Below are 11,746 nucleotides of genomic sequence, written 5' to 3' on the forward strand. Positions count from 1 at the left end.
TGATGAAATAGTATACAGTTTCATAGTGATTATGAGCGTTTCATACAGTGGTACAGCAGGCCAATGCCAGTGATGACAGCGCAAAATAGACACACAGAGAACCAGTTAAAGTGGCTGATGATCTTGACGCCAAGGGCAGATCCAATGGTGGCGCCAGAATAATAAAACAGCATATACACAGCGTTGATCCGGCTTTGAGCAGCGGGGTCGATAGAGAAAATACGCACTTGGTTCGCGACCTGCCCACTGAAGACACCCAGATCTATAAGAATGATGCCCAGCGTGAGTCCCCATAAGCGATTGGCAAACAGAGCTGCGACGATAAAACCTAGGATGATGAGTAGCATGGACACGATTAAGATGCGATTGCTGCCAAATTTAGGGACCCATTTTCCGGATACTTTTGCCCCAATGATGCCGGACATAGCAATGATGCCAAATAAGCCGATTTGCTGAGCATCGTAATTAAAGGGAGGCTGGCTAACGTGTAACGCTAACGTTGCCCACATGGCATTAAAGGCGGCAAACCACAAGGCGCCAATTAAAGCGCTTTGGCGCAACACTTTATGTTGTTTAATCAAACCACCCATGCTGGCAATAAGCTTTAAATAGGGAAGTGAATTGGCAGGTTTGTTATTTGGTAAATAGCGGTACAACAGCACGCCAAAGAGGATAGCGATGACCCCTGACATAATGAACACAGCACGCCAGCCAAAATGTTCTCCGATGCTTCCGCTTATGGTTCTTGAAATCAAAATTCCCATGGTGAGTCCTGTCATCACGGTGCCCATGACCTGAGCTTTGTGCTTGGCAGAGCTTAATGACGCGGCAAAAGGGATGAGTTGCTGAGTAATATTGGCGCTGAGACCCATAACAAAGCAGGCAATAATCAGCACATAGGCTGTTTGTGAAAGGGCTGCTGTGAAGGTGGTGATGCTTAATATCACGGATAAAACGGCAATCACATTGCGTCTTGGAAAACGATCGCCAAGAGGGGAGATGAGCAATAGGGCAACAGCGTAGCCAAGCTGTGTTGCAGCAGGAATGGCACCGAGCAAGAGATCGCTTAACGCCAAATCTTGGCCAATAAGCGGTAACACTGGTTGATTATAGTAAAGATTGGCTGCCGTAGCGGCGACAGCCGTGGCAATCAATAAGATCAGTTTTTTACTGATGCCCATTGGCTCGTTGTTAGTATTGGCTTGCATGAGTCACTCAATTGAATATGGGTTGGCGATAGGGGGGATCTTAAGGGGATTTCATATATAATAGAAATGATATGTTATGATAAGACTTATACAGATTTGGTATTAATAATATGGATCTCAAGCCTTTAAAAAGTTTTGTTACTGTGGCGACGTTAAAGAGTTTTTCCGCCGCTGCCCGTGAGCTGAATACGGTGCAGCCCGCGATCAGTCGACATATAGCGGCGTTAGAAGAAGAGCTAGGAATAAGTTTATTTATTCGTAATACACGTGATGTGAGCATCACCGCAGCGGGTTTGCAGTTGTTGCAAGATGCGAATACGCTGTTAAAGCAAGTGGAGCTGAGTAAGCGGCGAGCTCAAAAAGCAGCGCAAGGGGAGTTGGGTGTATTAAGGGTGGGTTATCTTCCTTCCGCCTGTTTGACTTTTATTCCTGATCTGGTGCAAAGGTTTCGCAGCCAATACCCTGAAGTGGATATCAGTTTGTATGAGATGACGGCGTCAGCACAAATTATTGCGTTTTTGCGTGATGAGATAGATGTGGGGATTTCAAGGCCGCTACCGATAGAGAGGCAAGCGCAGTTTAGTAGTCAGTGTTTGTATCGAGATTACCTATCGGTTGTGGTACCAGAGGGGCATCCATTGGCTGAGAGAGAAAGGGTGAAGCTTGATGAGATAACGCAAGAGAGCATTATCCTCTTTCAGCGTGAAGAAGCGGTGGGCTTGTTTGATGGCATTATTAAGCTCTGTCGGCAAAACCAATTTTCGCCACAAATATCGGCTCAACCGAAACATATGCAAACCATGTTAACCATGGTGGCTGCGGGTTTAGGTGTAGCAATTGCCCCCACATGCATTGCTAAACTTTATACCCAAGGGTGCCGCTTTGTTCGTATTGATAATGATGACACTGAGGTGTTAACGCAAATTCATTATGATGCTGCTAAGCACACGCCCACAGCATTAGCCTTTACTGAAATAGCCATGGCAGCCGCGGAGCAGATCCAACAAGGTATGGCCGATATAGGTTGAGGTGCAAAATAGAAGACTATAATTGATAAAAAAGCGCCTCTTTCAACAGCCTGTTACGACCAGACTGGAAAGGGGCGCTTTACTTGCTAAAGAGCGCGAACGGCCTTTTTACAGTGGGTAATGCTGTTCAGGATTCTCAATGGTGATCCAGCGAACATCGGTAAATTCCGCAATGCCTGCTTGGCCACCAAAGCGTCCGTAACCAGAGTCACCGACTCCGCCAAATGGAATTTGTGGTTCATCAGAGACAGTCGCGCCATTAATATGGCAAATACCGCTTTCGATGGCGTTAGCACAAGCTAAAGCACGGTTTATATCTTGGGAAAAGACTGCCGCTGATAAGCCATATTCGGTGTCATTTGCAATGCGAATAGCCTCTTCGTCGCCGTTGACACGTATAATGGATTTTACTGGGCCAAAGCTTTCTTCATTAAAAATACGCATCGTCTCATTCACGCCATCGAGCAGTGTAGGAGAGAACAATGCACCATCGCTTTCTCCACCGCAGACCAGAGTGGCCCCTTTCGCTACGGCGTCGTTAATTAAGGTATGCATTTTTTCGCCAGATTCTGGGTTGACGAGCGCACCCAAGGCAACCTTGTCTCTTGGGTTACCCCAAGTGAGTTGTGCTGCGCGTTTGACTAGTTTTTCAATGAATTCATCGGCAATTTTTTCGTCTACAATCAAGCGCTCAGTAGACATACATATTTGCCCTTGATTCATGAATGAGCCAAAAATAGCGGCGTTTACTGCACCCTCAATGTTGGCGTCAGAAAGAACAACAAGGGGTGCTTTTCCACCTAGTTCAAGTAAGGCGGGTTTTAAATTAGCGCCTGCTAAGCCGCCAATAATGCGGCCAACAGGACTTGAGCCAGTGAAGTTCACATGGCGAACCTCAGGGGCTTCTATGAGAGCTTTAACAACATCTGCAGCGTCTTTAGGGTCATTCGATAAAACATTAATAACCCCTTTTGGAAAACCTGCTTCAAGAAAACAATCAATGATGAGGCGCTGAGTTTGTGGACAAAGCTCAGCACTTTTTAAGATCACTGTGTTGCCACAAGCGATTGGCATAGCGATAGCTCGAGTGCCTAATATAATAGGAGCATTCCATGGTGCTATCGCTAAGCAAACGCCTTTGGCTTTACGCACAGATAAAGACAATATGCCTGGTTTATTAGAGGGGATGACTTCTCCGCCGATCTGCGTGGTTAAGGAGGCAGATTCGCGCAAAACATCAAGCGCTAACTTCACATTAAACCCAGCCCAAACTTCTGTAGCACCGGTTTCTTTCATCATGGCATCAACAAATAAACTGAGTTTAGATTCCATAATGTCCGCGGCTTTATTTAATAAACTTCGGCGCACAGCAGGGCTGCTGACCGACCATTCATTAAACGCTTTGTGTGCTGCTTGAACCGCAAGATTAACATCTTCCTCGGTGGCGGCAGCAGAAACGGATGCTACATCACCAGTGACTGGGTCAAAGCGTGTGTATAGTTTGTTGTTCTGTGCAGGGCAGTCTTGTCCGCCGATACTTAATAAAACAGTCATATTATTGTCCTTATTCACTGATTGTTTTGCTGTTATTTTTGCTTTTACTTATAGGTGTAATTTCTCAACCGTTGTTGCTGCTTCTAAACCGCCATCTGTTGAGATGTTGTTACCATTGACCCATTTTGCTGCATCTGAACAAAGGAACATAATAACTGGCGCAATATCTTCTGGTGTACCAGCACGGCCCACTTTATTGATATCGGAGCTGGCTTTCTCTTCGCCTAGTACTTGGCGGAATTGAGCCAAGATTGGTGTTTCTACCGGTCCAGGAGAAACGGCATTGATACGAATGCCCTTGTCTTTAAATTGTTTCTGTTGAGAGGCTACTTTGTTCCAGACAAGCAGAACTTCTTTAGAGATAGGGTAGCCAAGCTCTTCTGGGATGCTGAACTCTTTGATGACAGTGTCGATATCAGGGAAGCCTGCAATGTTGGCGATGCCGGAAGCTCTTTCTGTGTTTTCTCTCCAGCCGTATCCAGCCATGGAAGCAACGTTAACAATACTACCACCCGCATTCATTTTTAGGGCAACACCTTCAGATAATTCTTTAAGGCCAAAGAAGTTAATCGCTAAGGTGATGTTTGCACCAGCTGTACCAGAAACCCCTGCAACGTTACATAATGCATCGATGTTATTTGGTAGCGCTTCAAGAATGCTAGAAACACCAGCTTGGCTAGATAGATCGCCCTGGATGAAAGTACCGATCGTAGTTTCAGGTTTTACAACGTCAATACCGAAGACTTTGGCGCCCATTTCAGATGCGATTTGTGCGCAACGTTGACCGATTCCACTAGCAACACCAGTAATGACGATTGTTTTTTCTGCTAACATAATTTTCTACCTTAAATGTTTGTAAAGGTTTACTCGTCTTGGTTTTCGAGTACGAGTAGACCGTAATGTGTGTTGGATACTGGGCAATGTGTGAAGCGATAGACCTGTTTGACATCCTCGTCTAGTGCCCCTCGCATAATGAGCCACATAATGGCTTCGATTCCTTCCGATCCAGTTTCACGCAAATATTCAGTGTGACTGGTGTGTTTGATTTTCTCTGGTGCTGCCACTAAATCATCTAGCCATTGCTCGTCGTATTCGGCATTAATCAGTCCCGCTCTTTCACCTTGTAGCTGGTGAGAAAGTCCACCTGTACCGAAGATCGCGACCTTAGTGTCTTTTGGGTAAGACTCTACCGCTTTGCGGATGGCCTTGCCCAAATTGAAGCAGCGATTGCCGGTTGGTTGAGGGTATTGAATAACATTGACGCACAGTGGGATAACTTCGCAAGGCCACTCTTCAGGCTGTCCATACATAATGGAAAGTGGCACAGTCAGACCATGATCAACTGGCATTTCATTAACAATGGTCATGTCGAATTCGTCCATGATTAATGATTCAGTAATGTGCCATGCCAGTTCAGGGCTACCTTTTACTACGGGGACTTTACGTGGCCCATAGCCTTCGTCTGCTGGTTGAAACTCGGGTGCCACACCAATGGCAAAAGTAGAGGTCGCTTCTAATGAAAAGGCCGAAGCATGATCATTAAACACCACGATGCAAACATCGGGTTTTGTTTCCTCTATCCATTTTTTGGCCGGCTCCATGCCTTCAAAAACAGGCTTCCAATACGCTTCTTGCGTTTTGTTATGATCAACGGCTGCACCAATCGCAGGAATATGAGAGGTGCCAACACCAGCAATTACTTTTGCCATTATTTTGTCTCCTTTTTACTGCGATTGCCGTCAATAGAGCGACCGCCACTGATCATCATTTGTTTGAAGTCTTCTTCTGTCATATCGGTGTTAGACATAGCAGCGCCAGCAGCTTGCATTGTCATTCCATCAAAAATAGCAAGCTTGAAGGTATAGTAAATATTTCCACCAAGACGCAGCATTTCTAGCCAATTGCGTTCCAATATGGCTTTTCGTTGCTCATCTGTTAATGGATATTGCGCCAAATAAGCCTCTTCATCATGACGAAATTTGTCACGATTCTCTTGCTTATTTAATGACATGCAAAACATATTTAAGTGATAACCCTTACGGAAATGAGAGCCATCAAACACATAGGTTCCTGGAATATCGTGATAGTCTTTTTCTTGGTGTGTCATCACTTTGCCTCAGTTTAACGTTATGTTTTTTTATTCTTTCCAGTCATGCTGAGTTTTGAGTAACAGAGCGGCTGGGGTGGCGCTAGTATAGGAGCTTGCAGAGTGGGGAACAATCCGGCTAAATAGAACAAAGCGTTCCATTTTTGGAACAGTCAAGGAGGGTTGACTCATGAATGTAATGATGAATTGGAATATTGATGATATTCCCGTGTTTGTTGCTATTGTAGACACAATGGGAATTTCAGCCGCCGCAGAGTACTTACAGCTGCCTAAGTCGACCGTAAGTCGAGCGTTAAGCCGCTTAGAAGATGCCCTTGCTGTGCGCCTCATAGAACGAAACTCAAGGCGCCTACGAATTACCAGTGAAGGCGCGGCGTTTTACCGCCAATGTCTATTGATCATGGAGCAAGTCAACGAAGCCAGTGCGCTCATGGCTGGCCTAACGTCGGTACCCAGCGGTAAGTTGGTGGTGACATTGCCAATGGCATTTAGCCGCGAAATTGTGGTTCAGCATCTGAATAAATTTATTCAGCGTTACCCTAAAGTCACGTTAGACATCGTTATCACCAGTCATCCGGTGGACATTATTCGAGATCAGATCGACGTTGCAGTGATGATAGGGCCGCTAGATGATTCAGAGCTAAGGGCTAAGCAGTTATTAAGTAGCCCGTTGATCTGGGTGACCAGCCCAGAGTATCGAGACCAGCATGAGCTAGGTGAGGGGTCTGAAGCGCTTTGTGAGCACGTTAAAATCTGTGAGAAGCGTTATGGGAAAAACAAACTGGCAGTGAAATACCAAGAAAAGCGAGAGTATATTAACTTAAGTGGCGTGATCCATATTAATGATCCCATCGCAGTACGTGAGGCGGTCGAGCATGGTTCAGGCATTTCGTTAATACCCTTAATATATTGTAAGAAACAGTTAAAAAGTGGTGCTCTGGTGCAAGTCTATCAAGATGTTGAGCTGGAAGCCTCTTCTCCCATTTTGGCGGTGTTTCCAAGTCGTCGTCTAATATCGAATAAGGTAAGAGCATTTATTGATTTCTTAGAGCAAGTGGTCGAGCTCGCCTAAATAAAAGGGTGTTTTACCTAGTTTTTATCAGGACAAAGACATGATTAATCAGTGGGGCATGTTCGAAATGTACAAGTTTAATCCTCTTTATTGAATTATTTATGTCTCTTTATAGGGCCATCATGGATGGCAATAAATATAAAAAAAAGGAGACAAAGATGAAAACATTAAAAACAAAGGTTGCGATTATCGGCTCGGGTCCAGCTGGCTTAATATTAGGGCAATTGTTGCATAATCAGGGCATCGACAATGTGGTGATTGATAATAAAAGCCAAGACTATATTCTCGGGCGCATCCGTGCTGGTGTATTAGAGCAAAGCACAGTTGATATTATTCGAGAGCTTGGCATTAGTGAGCGCATGGAGCGTGAAGGCTTAGTGCATAACGGCTTTACCATGATTTGGGGGGATGATTATCAACGCCAGCGCATCCCCTTTACTGAATTAACCGGTGGCAAGGTCATGATGGTGTATGGCCAAACAGAGTTAACCAAAGATTTGTTGGCAGCACGTAATGCCTGTGACGCCTTATCTTTTTATGACGCAGAAGACGTGACACCGCATGATTTTTACAGCGAATCGCCAAGGGTTAGCTTTACGCACCAAGGCGAAGCATACCAATTAGAATGCGATTATATAGCCGGTTGTGATGGCTTCCATGGGGTATCTCGACAGTCGGTTCCTGAGCAGGAAATGACAGTGTATGAAAATGCGTACCCATTTGGTTGGTTAGGGGTGTTGGCAGATGTTCCACCAGTGAGTGATGAGGTGGTGTATCAGCATCATCAGGATGGTTACGTGTTATGTAGTATGCGTTCATCGACTCGCAGCCGTTATTACCTCCAAGTTTCTTTGGACGAAAAGTTGGAAGACTGGAGTGTGGATCGTTTTTGGACGGAATTGAAACGCCGTTTACCGGATGACTTGGCAGAGAAAGTGGTGACTGGACCCGCCCTAGAAATGAGCATAGCGCCACTGCGCAGCTTTGTCTGTGAGCCGATTCGTTTTGGTAATCTGTTTTTGCTTGGCGACGCGGCACACATAGTTCCGCCGACCGGGGCGAAAGGACTTAATTTAGCCGCCAGTGACGCCAAACAGCTGTCCGATGGTTTGCTGCAGTTTTATAATCAGGGTCATTCTGAGGGGCTCGATCAGTACTCTAGCAAGGCACTGGAGCGCATCTGGAAAGCTGAGCGTTTTTCGTGGTGGATGACTAGTTTGTTTCATAAACTGGATGACAGTGCGTTTCGTCAGAAAATGCAACTTTCAGAAATTCATTATTTGGCCCATTCGAAAGCCGGCCAGACAACCATAGCTGAGAATTTTGTCGGATTGGATTAGCGCGTAACGTTATTCGCTAGTATCCATAAGTATGGGTTGCTGGCGAATAACCCTGTCTTTGAAGGCTTTTGGCGACAGGCCTGTGTGTTTTTTAAAGAAACGTGAAAAATAACTAATGTCATCAAAACCAAGTTGATAAGCCACTTCTGATACCGATTGAAAAGAATACGCCAAGTTAACCTTTGCTTCACTGATAATCCTGTCATGAATGATGTTCAGCGCGGATTTTCCGGTCACAGCTTGACTGATACGATTCAGATGCGTGACGGATATACGCAGTTGCATGGCGTACTCAGAGATGGGCTTCTTGTCGGCGAAAGAGTGACTAACCAGTCGTTGAAATTGTCGGTAATACCACAGGTTACGGTCTTTATCTGAACCTGTGTGGTGTGTTGGAAGAGCATTGTTTGCACGCATCATCTGGCTAAAAATCAAACCCAACAAGCTGCGCATTGCCAAGCCGCGAGCAGGGTGGCGATTTTTGTATTCTGAAGCAAGAAGCCGAAACAAAGCAAGAATGTCTGACCTTGAGCTGTCTTGCTCATCACGCTCAATCACTATCGCCTCATCTAAAGAAGGTAAGCCACTTTCAGCACTTGCCAGTAAGTCGTTGAGATACTCCTGTGACACTGTCACTATGGTGCCTTCAATGTTCTCTTGTACTTCAAAACTGTGTACATCCCCAGCGGGGACAAAACAGCAGCAAGGTGTGTTGAGAGGAATGAAAGTGTGGTTTAAATGCATCCTGCCCGTGCCCGAGAAGAAACACACCAGGTGGCACAGATCATCATGACGATGGGGCTCGATTACCCAGTCGTTCACTTCAGTGGAGCGTCTAACACTGTCAATATGAACGGGATTCAGTGAAAAATCGACATCAAATTGTCCGTAGACTCGGTAATTTGGAATGATTTTTTGCATTGTACGCCTCACCCCATGTGTGGAAATGAACGGTGAATATACCTGACTCACCATGATAAGTGACTAATGAAAGTCTAGCTGAACGAGACTAGCATCAGGCAGATGACAATAACCAGCTTTCAGCTGCTGAAATCGCATGCATTGCCTGAAACGCGATAATACCTTCATAACTTAAATTACGGCCCAAAGCACTGTATTTCTATCCGCCGAATGGGGCGCGACTGAAGGCACCAGAGCGGTTGCGATCTTGCTTAGACAAGACGCGGTCAGTGTTGAGCAATTACAGGCCTTCTTATTATCCCAATTGCGAGACGCAGCCCGTGCTTCGTCTCGTTTATACTCGCAACATAGTAGCAGTAAGAATTAGACGCTGTTGCTTCATTCTGATGTTTGAGCCGTTTGTTGAATGGTGGCAGGCCAGCGTTCTAATAAAATATTAATAAATAAGTCGGCCGCAGGTGACAGGGAAGTAGAGCTGCGTTTCACTAGGCCGATAGAACGGTCTACTTTTTGGTCTTTTAATGGTCGATAGGTGAGTGCAGAAGTGCTGCTCAGTGGCATCGCCAGTCTGGGGACAATTGAGATCCCCAAGCCCATTTCAACTAAGCCTAAAGAGGTAGACAGATGTTGTACTTCATAAAAACTATTTAGTTGCACTTGATCTTTTGCTAGCGATTTATCGAGCAAAATTCGGTTGCCACTGGCTCGCCCCACGCTAATCAGTTTATACGGCTCCATGTCTGTCCATGAGACTTCATCTAAGGCACAAAGCGGGTGGTCTTTTCTTAAGCAAACCACAAAAGGGTCATCCAGTAATTGAGTAAACGTCACTTCAGGGTGTTGGGCGATGGCCATATTAATACCGAAGTCGGCGTCTCCTCGAATGACGGACTCCAAACCATGGTTGGCACTTTCGTCAAGAATCTGGATGCGAATGCCGGGGTATCTTTGGTTAAACACCGTAATGACGCTTGGTAAGAAGTAAAATGCCGCAGTTGGAATGCAGGCGATCGTTACTTTGCCTTTTTGCTGTGAAGCCATGTCTTTAATGCCTAAAACCGACAGCTCAAATTCTTCTACCATGCGCCTTGCTTTTGGTAAGAACTCACGACCGACGGAGGTTAGCCAGGTTTTTCTGGTGGTTCTTTCGAACAACTGAGCGCCTAATATAGCTTCCAGTTTTTGCATTCTACGGCTAAGAGCTGGCTGAGATAAAAAGGTCAACTCGGCAGCATCGTGAAAGTTCCCTGTTTCAGCGATACGGATAAAAATAACCAAGTCTTTAAATTCTATTTGATGCATGAGTGTCTCTATTGATTTGTTCTATGCATCAACTATGCATTATTTTTGCATTTGATGCACTAATCTAACTTGTGACATTGTAGCGCGAGTACCTCAATAACAATAAGGTTTATTCACATGTCACAAACCATACCCTGCATGATTATGCGTGGTGGCACCTCTCGAGGGCCCTATTTGCAAATCTCAGACTTGCCTCAAGACAGAGAGGCTTGCGCAGAAATTTTATTAAAAGTGATGGGTTCTGGACATGAGCTACAATTGGATGGCATTGGTGGCGGCAATAGCCTAACCAGTAAGGTTGCTATGGTTGGCCCTGCAACGCATCCAGAGGCTGATGTTGATTATTTGTTTGCCCAAGTGGGCATTGTAGAACAGAAGGTTGATTTCTCGCCAAACTGCGGCAATATGTTATCTGGCGTAGCGCCATTTGCAATTGAAACTGGCTTATTCCCAGCAAGCCAAGATAAAACCACGGTACGAATCCATAATTTAAATACCGGAAAAATCATTCATGCTACCGTATTGACCCCAAACGGCCGCGTTCAATACGATGGTGATACCATTATCAGTGGTACTAATTCTCCTGCAGCACCAATCGAAGTCACTTTTCTTGATGTGGAAGGGGCAAAAACAGGTAAACTGTTACCTACGGGTCAAGTTACCAATGTTATCGACTCTGTTGAAGTAACTTGCCTTGATGCAGCCACACCTGTGGTGTTAATTAATGCAAAAGATCTTAATAAAGCTGGCAGTGAGTCACCATCTGAGCTAGACAGTGATATTGAGTTCATGACGCGTTTGGAAAAAATTCGTTTACAAGCAGGCCAGCTAATGGGCATGGGAGATGTATCGAATTCAGTGATTCCAAAGCCCATTTTGCTCTCTCCTGCGTTGCATGGTGGAACCATTACAGCGCGTTACTTTGTGCCACATAAGTGCCATAAAGCATTGGCTGTGACGGGCAGTATTGCCATTGTTACCGCATGTTGTACGCCGGGAACAGTTGCAACAAAAATGCTGGAAAGTCAGGATGCTGAGTCTTATTTTGTGCTGGAGCACCCCTCTGGAACGATTGAACTGAGTGTCAAGCGTAAACAAGGTGATCACTCTGCCTTGGAAAGTGTGTCGTTAATTCGAACCGCGAAAAAAATAATGTCAGGTAATATCTATCTTAGTTAATTCTTTTTAATTCGTGTTTAGGCGCGAATTAAAAA

At 45.2% G+C, this 11,746-nt stretch carries 11 protein-coding genes; 4 read left to right on the top strand and 7 right to left on the bottom strand.

Going from position 1 to position 11,746, the window contains the following annotated elements:
• Positions 1–29: 29 nt before the first annotated feature.
• Entirely contained in the window at positions 30–1,208 is a 1,179-nt protein-coding gene (locus DFP81_RS10300; RefSeq protein ID WP_220342919.1) for an MFS transporter, read from the bottom strand.
• Positions 1,209–1,318: 110 nt separating this feature from the next.
• Between DFP81_RS10300 and DFP81_RS10305 the strand changes: the two genes are divergently transcribed.
• Complete coding sequence (locus DFP81_RS10305; RefSeq protein WP_115897699.1) at positions 1,319–2,236, top strand: LysR family transcriptional regulator; 918 nt, start codon at positions 1,319–1,321, stop codon at positions 2,234–2,236.
• Positions 2,237–2,344: 108 nt separating this feature from the next.
• On the opposite strand, the gene DFP81_RS10310 is transcribed toward DFP81_RS10305, so the two are convergent.
• The 4 genes from DFP81_RS10310 to ligA are packed head-to-tail and all read right to left on the bottom strand — an operon-like array spanning position 2,345 to position 5,897.
• Positions 2,345–3,790, bottom strand: coding sequence for an aldehyde dehydrogenase (locus DFP81_RS10310; protein ID WP_115897700.1), 1,446 nt, complete (start codon positions 3,788–3,790; stop codon positions 2,345–2,347).
• Between the two features lie 48 nt (positions 3,791–3,838).
• Positions 3,839–4,624, bottom strand: coding sequence for a coniferyl-alcohol dehydrogenase (locus DFP81_RS10315; RefSeq protein ID WP_115897701.1), 786 nt, complete (start codon positions 4,622–4,624; stop codon positions 3,839–3,841).
• Positions 4,625–4,653: 29 nt separating this feature from the next.
• Positions 4,654–5,499: a class III extradiol dioxygenase subunit beta gene (locus tag DFP81_RS10320; protein ID WP_115897702.1), complete on the bottom strand. Its 846-nt coding sequence runs from the start codon at positions 5,497–5,499 to the stop codon at positions 4,654–4,656.
• A complete protein-coding gene (gene ligA / locus DFP81_RS10325; protein WP_115897703.1) occupies positions 5,499–5,897 on the bottom strand; it encodes a protocatechuate 4,5-dioxygenase subunit alpha in 399 nt (132 codons plus the stop codon). Before ligA ends, DFP81_RS10320 begins: the two co-directional genes overlap by 1 nt.
• 169 nt (positions 5,898–6,066) lie before the next feature.
• Here ligA and DFP81_RS10330 point away from each other — a divergent pair, with 169 nt between their 5' ends.
• Both DFP81_RS10330 and pobA read left to right on the top strand, forming a co-directional pair.
• Positions 6,067–6,969, top strand: a complete 903-nt coding sequence (locus tag DFP81_RS10330) for a LysR family transcriptional regulator (protein WP_115897704.1) — start codon at positions 6,067–6,069, stop codon at positions 6,967–6,969.
• A gap of 158 nt (positions 6,970–7,127) precedes the next feature.
• Positions 7,128–8,309 (top strand): 4-hydroxybenzoate 3-monooxygenase, encoded by a 1,182-nt coding sequence (pobA, locus tag DFP81_RS10335; protein WP_115897705.1) that lies wholly within the window; start codon positions 7,128–7,130, stop codon positions 8,307–8,309.
• Between the two features lie 9 nt (positions 8,310–8,318).
• On the opposite strand, the gene DFP81_RS10340 is transcribed toward pobA, so the two are convergent.
• Positions 8,319–9,230 (bottom strand): helix-turn-helix domain-containing protein, encoded by a 912-nt coding sequence (locus DFP81_RS10340; protein ID WP_181903076.1) that lies wholly within the window; start codon positions 9,228–9,230, stop codon positions 8,319–8,321.
• A 378-nt stretch (positions 9,231–9,608) separates the two neighbouring features.
• On the bottom strand, positions 9,609–10,532 hold the full coding sequence (locus DFP81_RS10345) for a LysR family transcriptional regulator (protein ID WP_115897707.1): 924 nt from the start codon (positions 10,530–10,532) through the stop codon (positions 9,609–9,611).
• A gap of 117 nt (positions 10,533–10,649) precedes the next feature.
• Here DFP81_RS10345 and DFP81_RS10350 point away from each other — a divergent pair, with 117 nt between their 5' ends.
• Positions 10,650–11,711 carry a 4-oxalomesaconate tautomerase gene (locus DFP81_RS10350; protein ID WP_115897708.1) on the top strand — a complete coding sequence of 354 codons (1,062 nt, stop codon included), beginning with the start codon at positions 10,650–10,652 and terminating at the stop codon, positions 11,709–11,711.
• Positions 11,712–11,746 lie beyond the last annotated feature (35 nt).

It is taken from the genome of Marinomonas pollencensis, assembly GCF_003387375.1.
GTDB classification, from domain to species: Bacteria; Pseudomonadota; Gammaproteobacteria; order Pseudomonadales; family Marinomonadaceae; genus Marinomonas; species Marinomonas pollencensis.